This is a genomic window from Rhodohalobacter mucosus (assembly GCF_003150675.1).
In the GTDB taxonomy this organism is placed as follows: Bacteria; Bacteroidota; Rhodothermia; order Balneolales; family Balneolaceae; genus Rhodohalobacter; species Rhodohalobacter mucosus.
Genome location: NZ_QGGB01000008.1, coordinates 201,455 through 219,380, shown reverse-complemented (window position 1 = coordinate 219,380; position 17,926 = coordinate 201,455). Strand labels below are relative to the sequence as shown.

Below are 17,926 nucleotides of genomic sequence, written 5' to 3'. Positions count from 1 at the left end.
TACCGGTGATCAAAGAAGAAACCAGGCCATCAGCTGGATGATAAGATATCCCGTTACGCCCATTACCAGGGTTGTAGAGGTATGTGTTTTCAGTGCTGTAGAGGTGTCCATATCCGAAAATTTGGCTACCACCCAAAAGTAGCTGTCATTTACATGCGATACGGTAAGCGCACCTGCCCCGATCGCTAGTACCGCGAGCGCAATACCGGTTTCCGAGCTCAGACCCAGGGGTTCCAGCAGAGGTACACAGATTCCGGCCGCAGTGATTATGGAGACGGTTGAGGAGCCCTGTGCGGTCTTGAGAAAGGCAGCGATAAGGAACGGGATGATAATGCCAAGCCCGCCGGCTGTGGCAAAACGGGCGGCAAAATCACCGATCCCGGTCTCTCTCAGTATAGCACCGAATGCACCGCCCGCACCGGTAATAAGAATGATAATCCCTGCTTTCATCAGGGCTTCTTCGAGCCATAGGTTTTTGATCCTTTTTTCGCCCCTGCCAACCATGAAAAAAGACAGAATTACAGCGATTAAAAGGGCCATGATGGGATCGCCGATAAAGACAATCGATGAAAACAGTACTGACTCACCAAAAGGTGCAGAGGGGTATTCTGCAAACGATTTTAGGGCAATGAGCAGGATAGGTATCAATATCGGAGCGGCAGCAATAGAAAATGATGGCGGATGATTGGTGGACGGTTCCTGTTTTTCTGATAAATCCAATTCGATGCGATACCTGCCGCACCAGTAATATGCCCATGCAAGAGCGGTTAGCATTACCGGCACGGATACGCAGAGCCCCAGAAGCAGGACACGACCGATGTCGGCCCCCAGCGTTGCGGCAGCGGCCAGGGGGCCCGGTGTTGGCGGCACGAAAACATGTGTGGCATACAGGCCGGAAGCAAGCGCAATGGCAAGTACGGTTACGGCAGTGCCCGTCTTTTTCCCAACGGCTTTCATCAGGGAAGAGAGAACAATGAAACCGGAGTCGCAGAAAACGGGAATAGAAACGATATAACCGGTCATACTCATGGCCAAAGGGGCCTTTTTTTCACCCGTTAGCCGGAGCAGCCTGTTCGCGAGTACGGCAGCACCGCCCGACCGGTTCAAATATTCACCGATAATGGTGCCGCAAGCGATGACGATGCCGATACTCTGGAGGGTAGTACCAAATCCACCTGCAAGTGTAGTAAGAAGTGTGTTTACGGGAATGCCGGATACAACGCCCATCATGATGGACCCAAAAAGAAGCGCCAGGAATGGATGAACTTTGAGACGGCTTGTCATCCAGATAATTAAACCGACAACCAGCAAGAGCCATAGAAAAGCGGTCATGACTCATCAAGCCTTGACTGAATCTCATTTGCTCCGTAATTGAGCAGAGCAGACGTGGTTTCGATATACTTACTGCCCAGTAGTGCTTCAAGATCCTTTTCGGCCTTTTTAAGCAAAGAAATCATGTTCCGTACAGTATTTTTTTCGCCTTCACTGATATGGACCGACATTTCCTTACCTGATCTGGTTTTCTCAATAAGCCCCATTTTGTTCAGCTTTCCGATAAATCTTGTTATGGTGGATGGAGCCAGGTTCATTCTGTCTGCAATCTCTTTCTGAGTTATTGATTGTTGCTCGTCAATCAAACGCAGCACCTGTACGTAGGAGGTGGCAAGCTTGTGTTCATCAAAGTAAGAATCGAAGAAACGGCTGATTTCCCGGCTAAAGTGATTTGCGGCTGAATGCATAATACCCCTTAGTTTGTATGTGCAATAATAACCTGCTCAATCTTAAAGAGAGAATCAACCGTGAAGCTTCTTTTTTAATGATCATTTTCCGATCTTTACACAGGCTAAAACCCATCATGTACAGAGTTCAACTAAAAAATTTCGAAGGTCCGCTGGACTTGCTTCTCTTTTTTATCAAAAGAGATGAGCTCAATATCTACGACATTCCCATCTCGCATATAACTCATGAGTTTCTGGATTATATCAGGCTTATGGAAGAGCTGGATCTGGATGTTGCCAGCGAGTTTATTTTTATGGCCAGTCTGCTGATGTCGATCAAGGCCAGAATGATGCTGCCCAGGGAGAATGAGCATGACGAGGACCTGGATGAAGATGACCCCCGATATGAGCTGGTCCAAAAGCTTTTGGAGTACAAACGCTACAAGGAGATGGCGGAAAAGCTGACCGTGATTGATGAGGAAGCACGTCAGAAGTATTATCGCGGTTATGCAGAAGCAGACGAGGTGGAGAAACAGGCAACAGGTGAAGCATTGAAAGATGTGACCCTTTTTGACCTGATGGCCGCTTTTCGAAAAGTGCTTGCCGATATTAAGCGACAGCATACTTATCATAAAGTTGAAAAAGTACAATACACTGTTGAAGAACAGGCAGAGTATGTGCTGAATCGGCTCCAGTCAGCCGGCAGAACATCATTTATTTCATTCTGTATGGAACTGAAATCCAGGATGGCCATTGTAGTAACATTTCTGGCCATTCTTGAAATGCTTAAAGAACAGCAGATTAATTTATTTATAGAGGAAGATAGTTCAACAGATTTTTACATTGACCTGAAACCGGTTGATGAGATTATCGGTGCTTCTTCCGGTTCGTTTAAATCAGAATTTGACTGACATGAGACATTCAATTTTAGCTGCAGCGGTTATCATTCTCGCAGGCTGTGCCGCTCAGGAGAAAACGGGCAGCAAAGATGCCGGCGGGCAAAATATTTACAGTTTCTCCGAACACATTACGCCCGGGTTTCTTCAAACACACCTGCAGATTATTGCACACGATTCACTACGGGGACGAGCTACCGGCACTCCCGGCCTGAAGAAAGCTGCATCGTATCTGTCCGGATATTATGAAGAGCTGGGAATAAAGCCTATGGGCGATAACGGAAGCTACTATCAGACGTACCGGATAAATGCGGAATTCACCGACAGCCTGCTATACGATACGTTCAGAATTGAAGGAGAAGAGCTTGTAAAAATTAATCATACCAAGGAATCTGCCGACTCGCAGGGCGAATATATTCGTTTGTACGGAGGCACCCGTTCGCTGACCGGGGATGTGGTTTTTGCAGGATTTGGTCTGAATGATCCCGAATATAACATCAATCATTTAGAGGGCACGGACCTTGAAGAAAAGTGGGTACTTATTTTTGAGGATATACCCTATGTGCAAGACGGCGACACTCTTATTTCACCAGAGATTACAAGCAACAGCCGAATTCAAGCCATTCTCGGCGAAAGAGATGCTGCAGGTATTTTACTGATTTCCGATTATTCGCAGGATGAATTTGAGGATCTTGCGGCCGTTAGTTCATCGCTTATGAGCAAACCGTCTTCCATGAGCCTTGCCTACCGGGATGGGAACCGAAGCACCAACAGGGTATACAAAGGCATCAATCAGATCAGCCCGAGAATGGCAGCCACCATGCTGGAACTTGATGATCAGGAGGATCTGGAGGCATTTCGTCAAAGCCTGATCGAAGATGCCCATGAATTCAGGGCCCGGGAAACCGGTTATTACCTGGAATATACACCATTTGAAGGACCGGGCTATATTGAGACACAGAATGTCATTGCCTTGCTGGAGGGAGCCGATCCTGTATTAAAAGAAGAGGTGTTGGTTCTTATGGCACACTACGATCATATCGGGGTAACACAACCTAATGATGAAGGAGATGCAATCAACAACGGGGCGGATGATAACGGAAGCGGCACGGTGGCATTAATGGCTATCGCCAATGCTTTTCAGGAAGCGGCCGACCGGGGATACCGGCCCGGGCGAAGCGTGCTTTTTCTTCACGTATCCGGTGAAGAAAACGGGCTGCTGGGTTCAAGATATTATTCAGACCATCCCGTTATTCCTATAGAAAAGACGGTGGCTAATTTTAATACGGACATGGTGGGAAGAAGTGACCCCGAGAATATTGAAAAGGGAGATACGGATTATGTGTACCTGATTGGAGGTGAGATTATCTCTTCCGGACTTGACAGCCTTGTGCAGGCGGGAAACAGAAAATCTGTTAACATGAGGCTCGATCGCAGCTATAACGATCTTGATGACCCAAATCAGTTCTACCGCCGAAGCGATCACTGGAATTTCGGACGTCTCGAGGTACCTTTTGTATTCTTTTTTACCGGTGTACATGAAGATTATCACCGTCCCTCCGACCACTCCGACAAGATCGACTATGATAAACTTTCAAGGGTGGCACGGCTTATCTACACGTCATCAGTTGAAGTGGCAAATTACGACGGCCGGCCGGTTGTTGATAATCAGCAGTTTATTGAAATTACGCGACGTTAAAAGAAATCATGCTGCCTTTGAGAGGCTTATTTCCGGATAGGTAGCGTAACGTCTTTTCAATTTCAAAGTGTAAAATAAAGACCATATGCCGTTCGCTACAAGGCAGCTATGGATGAGACAAATTTTTGACGTTCAGGTCTTTTTTCTAACCCAACTTCACCTACTGGCGCACATTCAGAATGAATGCGGCCCAGTTTGAAGGGAATGCATATTCCGGGTGATTTATAAGCTCAAGTTTGGCATTACGCAGTGCAGCTGCATAGTCCATGTTGTCGTTACGGATATTGCGATAGAAATTAACCATCAGATTCGCTGTGGACTGATCATCCACTTTCCACATGGATACAACCAGGTTGGAGACACCGGCAAAGAAAAATGCGCGTGTAAATCCGATCAGCCCTTCACCACGATGCAGTTCTCCCAGACCTGTTTCACAGGCTCCTAGCACGACGAGGTCTGCATTCATTCTGAGATTATAAATATCGCTTATATATACCATTCCGTTTTCATCATCTCCCCGGTGGAGTGCAATTCCTGATAGTGAAGGGTTTGTTTCGTGAATAAACGCGTGCGTGGCAAAATGGATGAAACCGTAATCATCCATCACGCCGGTTAGCACTCTGTTTTTCGAAGCCCGCCGGCCGGTAAGCACTTCGGCTTGTTCAGGAAAAAAGAAGTTCCAGGCCGTATCCCTCTGTCTGAACAACGAAGCTATTTCTCTTGCTTCATATCCCGTTAGAGGAAGGGCGCCCAGGCTGTTTTGAGCACGGGATATTTCGGTTTGAGTCGAATAACTCACACCGTCCTGTTCAAAGGGAGCAAGAGCAAGCAGATTTTGCGGAGAACCTTCTTCTTCAGCAGAGCGCTCAGAAAGCATGACGGTTGCTGAAGGAGAGTAACGGAAATCAAATTCCCTGATCAAAAAAGGCAGTTCATGATCAGGCTCTGAGGCTTCGCTTTCGTCCGTGAGAAGCAGTTCGAATGGCAGGTATTGCAGAACCTGGTCGGGCAACAGGATCAAAGATTCAGAACGGATATCAGGCCGTAAGGGAGCAAACAGTTGCTCATACAAAAGATAAGCTTGCTGCCTGTATTCTTCCCTGTTTCCGGTTTCCAGCGTACTTCTCAGGCTGTTAATCTGGCCGGTAACGCTTTCACCGGTATCAACATCCAGTTTATGCAGTGACTTACTATTCTTTCCAAGAACGGTTGCATACAGGTGATTGCGCCCAAACGAGTAAAGGATGGCTGTCTCATCTTCAGATAAAAAAGATTGAATATCGGTGATTCCTGCGATGTGCTGTTTGTACTTAAGCTCAAAATATGAGGGATAGTTGTGCTCCAGGGCTGCTGTAAACTCCTGCAGCTCCCGCCGCGCATGAAAGAGGGAGTCCGTTAACGTACCAACCAATACGGAGTCGGCTTCATCGCCTTTCTCTTTTTCAAGGTTTACCCGTTGAAAGAGTTCGGTTACCCGCAGGTTTAATTTGAGCTCGTCGTCAATAACCTCTTGCGGAATGCTTCCAAAGTTCCTTGCTTCAACGGTTTGGAGGTACTCCATGGCAATTCTGGCCCTGCTTTTCTCCGAGTAGTAAACCATCTGGTCAATTCTGTCCGGATTATTGTTCATGGAGTAGAGCTCATAAATTGCATCGATCGCTGTTGCATAGATATCGTGGTTTTTATCCAGCAGGTTCAGCTTGGAGGCTTCGCTCTGATACGTTGTTTGCAAAAAGTCGATGGTTCGGGAAGCAAGTTCTGCTGCGTCCAGAATTGTTGTAAGGGCGCCCTCATTCAAATTACTCAGATACTTGCTGTAAAGGGTTGCCGTGTATCCCCGTATCGATTCTACCAGTTTTACGGGGTACCTGACGCGTTCAGGCTGAACGGTTAAGAAGTCTCCATCACCGGCCAGTGCGTTTTCGGTAAGTAAATTGATCAACGCAATGTAGCCGCGCTCCGCATCATCCAGTTGACCCTGTGCCATATACGAACTTGCGATCAGCATCATTGCCTCAATTGCATCCGGATGTGAAGCGTCAAGACGTAATTCTGCAATTTCGACAACGCGTTCCAGCAGCTCACGAGCCTCGGAATAGTTTTCAATTTGTATGTACATACTTGAAAGCTGCAGCAATGGTGCGGTGAGTGAAGGGTGTGTTTTGTCAAAAAGCTTTTCCCGGATTTCAATTGAAAGCCTGTAATACTCCTCCGCTTGCCCGTACTCTTCTCTTTGTACGTACAAATATGCCAGATTGTTATAGCCCACGGCTATATCAAAGTTTTCAAAACCATACAGGCTTTCCTTTATTTGCTGAGCTTTTTCAAGATATTCGGTTGCCGAAACAATATCGCCCAGGCTCATAAAGGATGAGCCTGCATTGTTATACGCTATAGCAACTCCTTCATGAATCTCACCATGAATGTCAGATAAAATGGAACCTGATCTCAGGAAATATTGAGCAGCGGTTCCGTGATCGCCGCTGAAATAACTGATCGATCCCAGGCTATTATAAATGAGTGCCATTTCACGGTCCTGGGAGCCGAATGTATCCAGGATGATTTGTCTTGCATTTTCATACTGCCGCAGAGCACTATCGTATAGTCCGAGCCGGCCGTATGCGATGCCCATATTTGTATAGCCCTGCGATAAAAGCCGTTTAGTTTCATAATTGTCGCTTTCGGGATCGGTATGAATTTGATCCAGAGCGAGTTCAAAGGCGTCAACCGCATCCTGGTAGTTGCCCAATGTAATCTGGAGGGAGCCATTTGCCAGATAGGCCCTTGCGGCAGGAACTCCATTCATTTGCTCTTCATCGACAAGCTCCAGGGCTTTATTTACCCATGACTCAGCCAGTGAGATATTTTCCAGTTCGTCCTCCAGATAAAAAAGCTGTGAATAGATCCAGACAAGCAATGAACCGTGTTGCTCCCGGCTATCTGTAATGCGCGATCTGGCGAGAGTATAAAACTCTTCAGCCTGATCGTATTCACCTCCGGAACGGGTGATTGAACCGAGATAGATTTCGGTTTCTGCACACCGTTCAATGTTTTCGGGTGATGTGCACCGGTCACGATAGTACGAACGAAAAAGCCGGTCGGCCTCTTGTTTCTCGTTGTTTAAAAAAAGCTGTTTGGCTTCAAGAAAGAGTTGGTCGGGATTATTACTCTCCTGTGCGGCCAGCATAAAGGCCGGACAGATAGTCAGCAAAGCAAAGCAGAGACAGAAAACTGTTGCCAATGCGGCCCGGCTCGTCAGGTTTGTAAAAAAAGGCGTATGAGCAGTGAGCATATCAAACACGATTAAGGCCTGATATGTTAATCAACGGGAGGTTAATTGTAAAGCCGTTTACGCCAATACCAAATTAACGTATCGCCATTCGCTTTCACGGATCCCGGAGGGCGCGACATTATTTCCAGGGCTCTGACTTCAAAATCCCGTTTTCTTCTCCTCCTGAGGGTAGCTGCGGAAGAGGTGTATTTTATGGTTCAGTTGCGGATAAATAAACTTTCGTTCATTCATCTGACCCAAAGAGGGCATTTACAAAGGCAACCCGGTCAAATATCTGCAGGTCCTCGATCTTCTCTCCAACGCCTATATATTTTACGGGTACACTGAGCTCATTGGATATTCCAATAACAATGCCTCCCTTGGCTGTTCCGTCCAGCTTGGTAAGAACCAGGCCGGTTACGTCAACCACCTCCGTAAAGGCTTTTGCCTGTTGCATGGCGTTTTGACCTGTTGAGGCATCCAGAACCAACAGGATTTCGTGCGGGGCTCCATCTGTTACCTTCCCCATAACCCTCTTGATTTTGCCAAGCTCTTCCATCAGCGATTTTTTATTGTGAAGGCGGCCGGCCGTATCAACAAGCGCCACATCCGCACCTCTTGATTTTGCGGCAGCAACCGTATCAAAAGCAACGGCGGCCGGATCGGCATTTTGTCCCTGCTGAACAATTGGCACACCGGCCCGTTCACCCCAAATAGTAAGCTGGTCTACGGCCGCCGCCCTGAAGGTGTCGGCTGCACCCAAAACAACAAGCTTGCCTGCATTTTTATAAAGGTGCGCAAGTTTGCCTATGGTTGTGGTTTTTCCCACTCCATTTACACCCACTACCATCACCACGTGTGGCTTGTGTTGAAAATCAGCGTCAAATTCAGCCGGCTGTTCAGGCCTGTTCTCTTTGAGCAGATCTGCAATTTCTTCACGAAGTATTTGCTGTAGCTCATTTTGGGTAATAAACTTATCCCGGGCCACACGAGCCTCAATGCGGTCGATTATTTCGATTGTGGTCTTCACGCCCACATCCGAGGAAATGAGGGCATCTTCGAGATCATCGAGGGTTTCGGCGTCCACCGTATTTTTACCGGCAATGCTTTTCCCGATTTTATTGAGCAAACCGTCACGGCTTTTCTCAACACCCTGTTCCAGTTTTTCCTGCTTTTTTAAACCAAGTTTCTGTAACCAGCTCATGTTGTTTAAACCAAAAATTTATTCAGTAAAACGGAGATCAATTAAAGTCTGCCCCGTTTATAATTTTATAGTACCTGCGCTTGTATTCTATGAAAGATACAATCATCATCAGTGCGGATACAACCATCAGAAACGTCTGTGCTGTTTCCGCTTCACGGAAGAAGAACACGGAGATCCAGTATAGAGCCATTGCATTCACCGTTATTTTGCCCGACATAATCGACATGGCAACTTTGCCGCGTTTTCGTTTAATATGTGCAGATCCGGCCATTATGAGCAGATCCCTGACTACTCCCAGAAAAAAATACCAGAGGGGGATCCAGCCCAGAATAACTGTATAAAGAAAAAGGAAGAAGGCCATCAGCTTATCCGCAATCGGATCCAGAATCTTCCCCAATTCTGATATTTCATCGCGCCATCGGGCAACAAGACCGTCGAGGTAGTCCGAAATTACGCCGTAGATAATGAGTACGATAATCCAGACATCCGTTTCAAACCCATTATTGATATGAAGCCATATGATGGGAATTACCACAAGGATCCTGGTAAAGGAGATAAAGTTCGACCATGTGTAAATATAGTCGCGCACTTTTATCTTCTTGCCGTCAATATTTATAACTTCTCCCATATAAGACGCTTTCAATCTGTAATCATTGATTCAGAAAATACGCTTTATACGACTTAATTTATATTTAAATGGAAGATAAAGAACGACAATCCCGCAATTCGATCAGCGACAAGCTGGAAGAAACACCTATTCGTTCAAAAAATGTGTTCGACGGAGTACTCCTGGACGTGTATGTTGATGAGGTGCGTCTTCCAGACGGCTCAACATCTACAAGAGACTGGATCAAGCATCCGGGAGCGAGCGCCGTAGTGCCTGTGTTCGAGGACGGCACAGTAATGCTTCTGAAACAGTATCGCTATCCACCGCGCAGAATATTTGCTGAAGTTCCGGCCGGAAAACTTGATCCGGGTGAAAGTCCGGAAACGACGGCAAAAAGAGAGCTGACGGAAGAGAGCGGCCTGATTTGTTCAAACCTGGTAAAAACAGGAGAGTTTTATCCTGCCATCGGGTATGCTGATGAGCTAATCCACATTTATGCCGCCTGGGGCTTTGCCGAGCAGCAACAAAAGTCTGACGATGATGAATTTCTTATCACCTACAGAATTCCCTATTCGGAGGCTCTGCGAATGGTCAGGGAGGGTGAGATTATGGATGGAAAAACAATCTGTTCATTAATAAAGACGTGGCTTTGGTGGGAGGATAACGGTCCTTTCCCGGTTGCCTTTACATGAGAATGCCGAACCGGTATAGTTAGATTACACCTTCCTGACGGGCAAGCTTGTAAAGCGATTCATGTATTGAATCCCGGTCAATTTCTTTCCTGCGAATCAGCTCTTCAATCTCATCTTCGGTAAGCATTAGCAGACAACCGCTTTCCCTGAACTGCAGGTCGAAATTCCGGGGATCAGTCAAGCGCAGTTTTTCAATATTCATGCCGTCCGGACTGATATTTAAATTGATCAGGCAGTAGAACTGATCTTCCGGGAGGTTTCCGAATTCAATAATCTGCAGGGCGGTTTTTTTCAAAGGCAGGTTCATGGTTTAACCGGAATAGCGTTCCAAAAAATCACGTGCTTTCACAATTTCAATTACTTCACCGTTATCTGCATCTTTGATTTCAACCTGGAAAAGACTGATAATCGCCTGGTTTTTCAGGCACTCAAGCGTCTCCTCTACAGACGTACAGATTTCAGTTTCACTCACAAGGTCGTTCACTCCCTGTACAACATACATGATTTCCTTGTCAGACTGTGCTTTTTTGGCCTGAACATTTTCAGGCCCGCTTTCGTCAAAATAGGAACGAATAGACTCTTCAGTAACATACCACTGCACTCCAAGCTTTCGCCCCTTTAATCTTCCTTCCCGAAGATAAGCGCGGAGAGTCATTTTACTGACCCCAAGCATCTCATGCAGATCATCTACAGAATAAAGGGTCAGAGATCCAATTTTTCTGGGCATTTGTGTAAATTTTTATCTATTGATAACTGCCATTAAATATATAAAGAATATTATTAACTAACATTACTTATATATCATGTATCCATTTCAAATCTCTTTTGGTCGTGAGTGCCCTATACCCTTATATTGGTTGCAATTGATCGAAACAAAAAGGCACTTCCCAACGGTCAAGACTCTCTTTTCAGTCCTTTCCCCTCGAAGATAGCAGAATTAAATCAACCATAATTGTGACCATTTCATCCGTTTTCAGTGCCCCGAAAAAAGCAGTTGGCGGGTTAATGTTAAAATCAGTCATATCAATATCCGTTTCACATGTGGCGCGTAAAGTTTGATTTTCATGCTCATCTATCGTGCATACAAACTGCGTGTCTCTCTCTTCTCCCGCAAGAGCCAGGTTCCCGTTCAGCCTGAACTCATACACCCCGTTTTCTTTCTGATAGGATAGAACCTCAGCAACTGAAGAGGTGAATCTGATTTTGGGGTACTGCTCCGAGCGCAGTGCTTCCCGTATGTCTCGGTTCATTTTGCGGCGTCCGCTCTCAAGGCTCTCTATGGGCATTTCAGCCACAATTCCTGTCAACGCTTCTGTATTCCACTCCTCTTCCGACTGAAACCAACTTTCCGGAAGGTCTGCACTGAGCTCAATATTTGATGACACCGCATCCCAGTCATGCAGGGTTGATGAGCCGGTTACCGTAATACTACTTTCCGGGCTGACGAGAACGGAATCACTTAAACTTGTTTGAAATACCGGCTGGCCGTTGAGAAAAAGATTCAGTAATAGTATCGATAGAGTCCACATAATAAAAGGATTGATGACAAGACATAGTAGGTGTGTTATTGTCAACAATCCTTCGGGATATTCAATTCACAACATTCCTTCACGGTAATGAATCGGGTATCGAATCAGGTAGTTTGCGGAGCCGGAGCTACTTCACTTTCAGAAGCAGAGGGAATCCATTCATCTTTTTTCTGTACAGCGTATACCTTGATCTGGTTGGCAGTTATATAGACAACCGGTACCAGAATCAGCGTGATGAGCGTTGAGGCAGTAAGGCCGCCGATAACGACCCGTGCAAGGGATGCCTGGATTTCTCCCCCGGCACCCCATCCAAATGAAAGAGGCAGAAGTCCGAGCACCGTTGTCAGTGTTGTCATCAGTATTGGCCGAAGGCGAAGCTTGCCAGACTGAACAACGGCTTCAAATACAGACAGGTTCTTTTCGCGCCTCATCAGGTTGATATAGTCAACCAGAACAATGGCATTATTTACCACAATGCCTATCAACATAATAACACCCATTATGCTCTGCATGTTGAATGTTGTGCCTGTGAGCAGCATGGTTGGAATGACACCTATCACAGCTACGGGAACAGCGAACATTACGATAAGAGGGTCCAGAAAACGCTCAAACTGTGCAGCCATTACCATGTATATAAGTATAAGGGCCATAATGATGGAGATGATAAAATCCTGCTGAGCTTTTTGCTGCTCTTCATATTCACCCCCATAGATAATGGAAAATCCGGGCGGCAGCTGATAATCTGCGAGTTCTGCCTGAATTTTTTCGACGGCGGTGCCCAGAGGCACACCGCTTACGAGGTTGGCCGATATATTCGTAACCCTTTGTCCGTTAATCCGGTTGATAGATTCAGGACCGCGGGCAGTTTCCTGGCTGATTACGGTAGACACGGGTATTACATCTCCGTTTGCAGTTCTGACGGAGATATTATTCAGATCGAGAGTGCTCATGCGATCGTCCTGCTGTAGACGGACATTTATGTCGAACTCATCTCCGCCTTCCCTGAAATATCCTGCACGTGTGCCGCCAATATTCGCCTGTATAGCCTGCGCCACTTCACGGCCTGTTAGGCCCAGCTCGGCCAGACGCTCCCTGTCGAACACTACATTTTGCTCCGGACGCCGGTCTTCCCGGTCAGACCGTACACCTCTCACTTCCGGAATCTGTTCGATTCGCTGTCTGATTTCATTAGAGACTTCATCGGCCGTAGCAATATCATAACCGCGAAGCTGGATTTGTACCGCCTCCTCGCCACCCGAGCCAAAAATTCGCCTCAGAATCCACAAACCGCTCTGTGCATTTACCCGAAAGAAACCGCCGGGAATGGAACCGTCTACTTTGTTTCGTATTTGATCGGCAAGCTCATATGAACTCACGGTTCGCTTAGAAGCTTCAATTAGTGTTATTTCCACCTCCGCGCGGCCATTCCGTACTTCTGTTGAGATGTATTCAACCTGGTCCCGGGGAACCACCTCATCCACTTTGGCTTTCAGTTCTTTGAGGTACTCGTTGGCGACCGCAATATTCATGCCGTCTGATAAATAAAAATTGATGGAGATTTCATCTGCCTCTGTTTGCGGAGCCAGTTCCGTCTGGATAAAACGTATGCCGTAAAAAGAGGAAGCCAGCAGAACAGCCGTGACAGCAAAAACCGTATATTTTCTGCGAATAGCAGTTTCAAGAAAAGTACTGTAGCGATTTTCAAACCGTTCAAAAAACCTCTGAAAACGGCCTTTCTCTTTTGCTGTAAGTTCCGAGTCCGGTTTAATGGTCATTATTTTACTGGCCAGCATTGGAACCAGCGATAATGCAACCAGAAGCGAACAGAGCAGTGCGAATACAACGACAAGCGCCAGCTGCTGGAACATGGTACCGGTAATGGTTTGCATAAATACTACCGGCAGAAAGATAACGGAGGTTGTTATGGTTGAAGCGATAATGGCACCACCCACCTCTCTTGTTCCAGTAAGTGCACTTTCTGACAGAGACTTGCCCCCGCTTCTGAGGCGAACGATGTTTTCCAGAACCACGATAGCGTTGTCAACGATTAGTCCGACACCGAGCGCGAGCCCGCCAAAACTCATTTGATTGAGAGTGAGGCCGGAAAAATAGAGAAGGCCAAATGTGGCTATGATGGAAATAGGTATGGCGAGTGAGATGATAAAGGTGGTGGAGCCGTTACGCAGAAAAAGATAGAGAATAAAGATGGCCAGTATGGCTCCCCACATAGCGGCCTGCTGCACATTATCTATAGAGTCCTGTATAAATTCACTTTGATCAATGATGACCAGAAGGTTGATATCATCGCGTTCGCTGTTTACGCGTTCTACTTCCCGCTGAATCTCTTCAGCGATGGCAACCGTATTTGCACCTGTCTGCTTTCGGATTCCCATTCGGATCATGGGCTGATCATTAACCGATACGACCCTGTTTATATCGCTATAGGTATCCTCAACATCGGCTACATCCTGCACGCGAATGGGAAAACCGTTATCGTCGCGGGCAATAATGGTTTCCGAAATTTGCCGGATGGACGTAAACTCACCCAGTGTACGGACATAGAGCTGCGTCAGGCCGTCTTTAACATTTCCTCCCGGAAGGGTATTGTTTTCTGCAACGATAGCATTGCGAACATCACTGGCGGTGAGACCGCTGCCTGTGAGTCTGTCGCGCTTCAGATTTACCCTGATTTCACGATAAACGCCGCCCCAAACATCTATTGATCCGACACCGGGAATCTGTTCAAATCGTTTGGCAATATCCCTTTCGAGAGTAAGTGTGAGCTCATCCAGCGGATATACGGACTGAGCGCCAAGGATAACAACGGGAAAATCATTGGGGTCGAACTTGCGAACCCGCGGAGCATCTGCTTCCTCGGGCAAACTGCGGCGCACGCGGTCAAGCGCAGCTCTCACATCATTGGCAGCTTCATCAAGATTTGTATTCTGAGAAAAATTGAGTGTAACCTGACTTTCACCCTGAGAAGACCGCGAGGTCATTTCTTCTACATTTGCTACGCCTGCCAACGCATTTTCGAGCTGATCGGTTATGATGTTCTCGATCTCTTCCGGCCCGACATTAGGGTAGTCGACGGATACGGAAAGACGCGGAAAATCAATCGGCGGCAGCAGGTCGACAGGAAGATACCGAAAGCCTGTAATACCCAATACAATCACGATCAGATAGACCATGGTTGTTGCAATGGGACGTTTTACTGAAGTTTCTGTGATAGGCATGGTGAGAGGGCTGACTATTAAAGGTTATTGACTGAATTCTGTGCTACACCCGAATTCATGATTTCCTTTAACAGGTCTTCAGGCTGCATGCGCTGCATTGCAATGATTTTATTCCAGCCTACTGGCCGGATGCGGGCCGTGTCGCGGGCATCGCGTGCAAGCAGATTTTGCCCAACCGTTACAACCCATTCACCGGGATTGATTCCCTCCACGCCGGCCGTTTCCCTCCCTCGGGCGATGACGTTGATGGGTCTGAATTCAGTATCTACCGGATTGCTCAGGTTAGCCAGCTCATTTTCAGAATTTTCGAGAAATTCAGATTCGATGCCAAATCCGGTGGCTACATAAACACCCGATTCACCTGTATTCGGGTTCCGATAAATGGAGCTCAGCGGGATAACCGTTGCCTGCTCGCTTTCCCCGTAGAGAACATCGACATTTACGAACATGCCCGGCATGAGGGCCATATTTTCATTTCGAATGTCAATTTCAGCGGTTGTGCTGAAGCTTCCTGCTCCCAGAAAAGGTGAAATGCGCGACACACTGGCTGTTATCACCGTATCACCAAGGGTTTCAGAGAAAATACGAACCGATTGTCCCCTGTTAATGTACTGCATCATCCGCTCCGTGAGATTGATGGTAACTTTAGAGCGTGTAAGGTCGCCTATGGTAAAAAGCATTGTTCCGGTATTGACCAGCATACCCGGTTCGACTGAACGCTGTCCTACGGTACCACTGATTGGGGCTCGGATTTCCGTGCGGCCCAGCAGCTGTTTTTGTTCATCGACGGATGACTGAGCCTGCTCTACCCTTGCCCGGGCAAGTTCATAGCTTGCTTCAGCTGATTCGAGGAGAGCCTGTACTCTTTCCATTTCAAGTTCACTGGTCAGATCCCGTTCATTGAGAGCAAGCTGTCTTCTCATTTGAGATTCAACTTCATTTAACTCGGCTTCTGCCTGGCGCTGTTGCGCACGTGTGATTCGCAAATTGGCCTCGGCCTGCTTCAGCTGCTCCTTGTACTCCGAATCATCCAGTTTGATGAGCACGTCATTTTGCTGTACTCGATCGCCGTCCTGAACAAAGACCTCAAGAACCGGGGCTGAGATCCGGGGATACATATCTATTTGATTGGCGGCAGCTACCACTCCGCTGAGTCTCTCTTCAAGCGGCAGGGAGCCGAATCGTGCCTCAACTGCTTCAACGGCAGGAACGGTGCGTTCTCCGCCGTAATTTTCCACACCCTGCTGCTCATTTGATGAGCAAGCTGAGATGATGATTAAAACGGACAATGCAGCAAAATAAAGGGTAATATTTTTCATGGAATAATTGTTTGAATGATGTCGTAAACAAACGATATTCACACCCGATCATTCCCGCTTTAATGTTAAATAATATAAAACGCCCGAATAAGGGCACTCTTTTTGGGAAGACTGTGAACACTGATTGCCATCCGGTTGTTTACAATGCAGTTAATGAATCAGTTATTGGCGAGATCATATGGATACCATCACACAAATGACACTGGGTGCCGCCGTCGGTGAGGCGGTTCTGGGAAAAAAAATTGGAGGCAGGGCAATACTTTGGGGCGCTGTACTTGGTACTTTGCCCGATCTGGACGTCATTATCAACCCATTTGTAGACGGCGTTGTGGAGATGCGCAATCACAGGGGGTTTACACATTCTCTCTTCTTTTGTCTGCTTTTTTCACCGATCATCGGATCCGCATTCAACAGATGGTACGCAGAACGGGCTGTTGGGTGGCAGAGATGGTCCTGGATGGTCTTTTTAATATTTGGTACACACATTCTGATTGATACGATTACCACCTACGGAACGCAGGTGCTTTATCCTCTGTCGGATATACCTTTTACAACTGATTCGATGTTTATCATTGATCCGTTTTATACACTGCCTCTGCTGTCGGGACTGATCCTGTCACTGTTTATGAAAAGAGATTCAGGGTTCAGGCGACTGGCCAATGGAAGCGGTCTAGCACTCAGCACTCTGTATATTATCTGGGGACTTGGAATAAAATCGCATGTGCATACCGTTTTTTCTGAATCATTCGAGAATCGGTTTGGATACCACGAGATGCTTAAGACCACGCCAAATGGCCCGAACACTTTTTTATGGACCGGCTATGCCGTGAGAAATGATACGGTTTACAATGCAAACTACTCTTTGTTTGATACGTCGCAGGAACTGAATTTCCTGGCCATCCCGAGGAACAGCTACCTGATAGAACCGTATATCGATGACCGGGCCGTGGAAACACTTTTATGGTTCTCACGAGGATATTATACCGTTGAAAAAACCGACAGTTCGCTCTATTTCAATGATCTGAGGTTCGGCAGGGATGATCTGTGGCTGACCGATGAGGGTAATTTTGTGTGGAAAAACAGAATTTTATTTAATGAAGAGGGTGAAGCACACAGTTTCGAGCAGATTCTTCCCTCATTCGACACACGTTCACAAAATATTTCACTTTTTATGAACCGGATTCGGGGAAAATAAATCTTCGTATATTCAGTTCTGATAAAACAGGTATTCAGACGTTAACCTTAATTTTGTATCCATGAGCAGAAAAGCATTGATAGGAATTTTTATAGCGGCCTTTCTTGCTGTATTTGCATACTACTCCTTTATCCAGGTAATACCGAAAGAGATTGAAAATGAACCGGATTGGCAGCCCCTGAATTTGGCCATTGATCAGGCCTCAAACGGAGAAAAGTATATCCTGGTTGATATATTTGAAGTGGGATGCCAGTGGTGCAGAAAAATGAGCCGTGAGGTATATCCTTCCCCGACGATACGGGCAATTCTTGACAGGGATTTTGTATCAGTAAAAATTAACGGCAATTCCGAGTCGCTGATTACCTACAAGGGTGAAGAGATGATGGAAAAAGAGTTTGCGGCCCTGATGGGTGTGACTGCATTTCCTTTTACAGTGGTTCTTGACAATGAAGGCAACGTGGTTGACCGCCGCCGCGGGTATATGGATACCCAAAGCCTGTCCAGGTTTCTGAAAGATGCACTGGCTGAAGAGGTCTCACCATGAGCAGGCATAAAATTTG

At 46.7% G+C, this 17,926-nt stretch carries 15 protein-coding genes; 5 read left to right on the top strand and 10 right to left on the bottom strand.

All coding sequences use genetic code 11. The features are described from left to right. Positions 1 to 9 precede the first annotated feature (9 nt). Both DDZ15_RS12065 and DDZ15_RS12060 read right to left on the bottom strand, forming a co-directional pair. Complete coding sequence (locus tag DDZ15_RS12065) at positions 10 to 1,332, bottom strand: GntP family permease (RefSeq protein WP_109647354.1); 1,323 nt, start codon at positions 1,330 to 1,332, stop codon at positions 10 to 12. Further along, positions 1,329 to 1,739 carry a MarR family winged helix-turn-helix transcriptional regulator gene (locus DDZ15_RS12060; RefSeq protein ID WP_109647353.1) on the bottom strand — a complete coding sequence of 137 codons (411 nt, stop codon included), beginning with the start codon at positions 1,737 to 1,739 and terminating at the stop codon, positions 1,329 to 1,331. The genes DDZ15_RS12065 and DDZ15_RS12060 overlap by 4 nt, the downstream gene beginning before the upstream one ends. A gap of 116 nt (positions 1,740 to 1,855) precedes the next feature. On the opposite strand from DDZ15_RS12060, the gene DDZ15_RS12055 reads away from it, so the two are divergent. After that, a complete protein-coding gene (locus tag DDZ15_RS12055) occupies positions 1,856 to 2,629 on the top strand; it encodes a segregation and condensation protein A (protein ID WP_109647507.1) in 774 nt (257 codons plus the stop codon). A gap of 1 nt (position 2,630) precedes the next feature. Beyond that, positions 2,631 to 4,313: a M28 family peptidase gene (locus tag DDZ15_RS12050; RefSeq protein WP_158278706.1), complete on the top strand. Its 1,683-nt coding sequence runs from the start codon at positions 2,631 to 2,633 to the stop codon at positions 4,311 to 4,313. A 160-nt stretch (positions 4,314 to 4,473) separates the two neighbouring features. On the opposite strand, the gene DDZ15_RS12045 is transcribed toward DDZ15_RS12050, so the two are convergent. From DDZ15_RS12045 to DDZ15_RS12035, 3 genes are all read right to left on the bottom strand, one after another. Then, on the bottom strand, positions 4,474 to 7,500 hold the full coding sequence (locus tag DDZ15_RS12045; RefSeq protein ID WP_158278705.1) for a CHAT domain-containing protein: 3,027 nt from the start codon (positions 7,498 to 7,500) through the stop codon (positions 4,474 to 4,476). Between the two features lie 328 nt (positions 7,501 to 7,828). After that, positions 7,829 to 8,788, bottom strand: a complete 960-nt coding sequence (gene ftsY / locus DDZ15_RS12040; protein WP_109647350.1) for a signal recognition particle-docking protein FtsY — start codon at positions 8,786 to 8,788, stop codon at positions 7,829 to 7,831. A 37-nt stretch (positions 8,789 to 8,825) separates the two neighbouring features. Then, positions 8,826 to 9,416 carry a CDP-alcohol phosphatidyltransferase family protein gene (locus DDZ15_RS12035; protein ID WP_109647349.1) on the bottom strand — a complete coding sequence of 197 codons (591 nt, stop codon included), beginning with the start codon at positions 9,414 to 9,416 and terminating at the stop codon, positions 8,826 to 8,828. A gap of 68 nt (positions 9,417 to 9,484) precedes the next feature. Between DDZ15_RS12035 and DDZ15_RS12030 the strand changes: the two genes are divergently transcribed. Then, positions 9,485 to 10,087, top strand: coding sequence for an NUDIX domain-containing protein (locus DDZ15_RS12030; protein WP_109647348.1), 603 nt, complete (start codon positions 9,485 to 9,487; stop codon positions 10,085 to 10,087). Between the two features lie 19 nt (positions 10,088 to 10,106). Here the strand turns inward: DDZ15_RS12030 and DDZ15_RS12025 are convergent, their stop codons facing one another. The 5 genes from DDZ15_RS12025 to DDZ15_RS12005 form a co-directional block, all read right to left on the bottom strand. Then, positions 10,107 to 10,382 (bottom strand): hypothetical protein, encoded by a 276-nt coding sequence (locus DDZ15_RS12025; protein WP_242979013.1) that lies wholly within the window; start codon positions 10,380 to 10,382, stop codon positions 10,107 to 10,109. Positions 10,383 to 10,397: 15 nt separating this feature from the next. Further along, the gene (locus DDZ15_RS12020; protein ID WP_109647346.1) at positions 10,398 to 10,814 is read right to left on the bottom strand and encodes a helix-turn-helix domain-containing protein; all 417 of its coding nucleotides are present in this window, start codon (positions 10,812 to 10,814) and stop codon (positions 10,398 to 10,400) included. A 181-nt stretch (positions 10,815 to 10,995) separates the two neighbouring features. Then, entirely contained in the window at positions 10,996 to 11,616 is a 621-nt protein-coding gene (locus tag DDZ15_RS12015; protein ID WP_109647345.1) for a YceI family protein, read from the bottom strand. A 104-nt stretch (positions 11,617 to 11,720) separates the two neighbouring features. Then, the gene (locus tag DDZ15_RS12010) at positions 11,721 to 14,852 is read right to left on the bottom strand and encodes an efflux RND transporter permease subunit (RefSeq protein WP_109647344.1); all 3,132 of its coding nucleotides are present in this window, start codon (positions 14,850 to 14,852) and stop codon (positions 11,721 to 11,723) included. Positions 14,853 to 14,869: 17 nt separating this feature from the next. Then, positions 14,870 to 16,171 carry an efflux RND transporter periplasmic adaptor subunit gene (locus tag DDZ15_RS12005; protein WP_109647343.1) on the bottom strand — a complete coding sequence of 434 codons (1,302 nt, stop codon included), beginning with the start codon at positions 16,169 to 16,171 and terminating at the stop codon, positions 14,870 to 14,872. Between the two features lie 178 nt (positions 16,172 to 16,349). Here DDZ15_RS12005 and DDZ15_RS12000 point away from each other — a divergent pair, with 178 nt between their 5' ends. Both DDZ15_RS12000 and DDZ15_RS11995 read left to right on the top strand, forming a co-directional pair. Beyond that, entirely contained in the window at positions 16,350 to 17,366 is a 1,017-nt protein-coding gene (locus tag DDZ15_RS12000; RefSeq protein ID WP_109647342.1) for a metal-dependent hydrolase, read from the top strand. A 61-nt stretch (positions 17,367 to 17,427) separates the two neighbouring features. After that, positions 17,428 to 17,910, top strand: a complete 483-nt coding sequence (locus tag DDZ15_RS11995; protein ID WP_109647341.1) for a thioredoxin family protein — start codon at positions 17,428 to 17,430, stop codon at positions 17,908 to 17,910. The last annotated feature ends 16 nt before the right edge of the window (positions 17,911 to 17,926 follow it).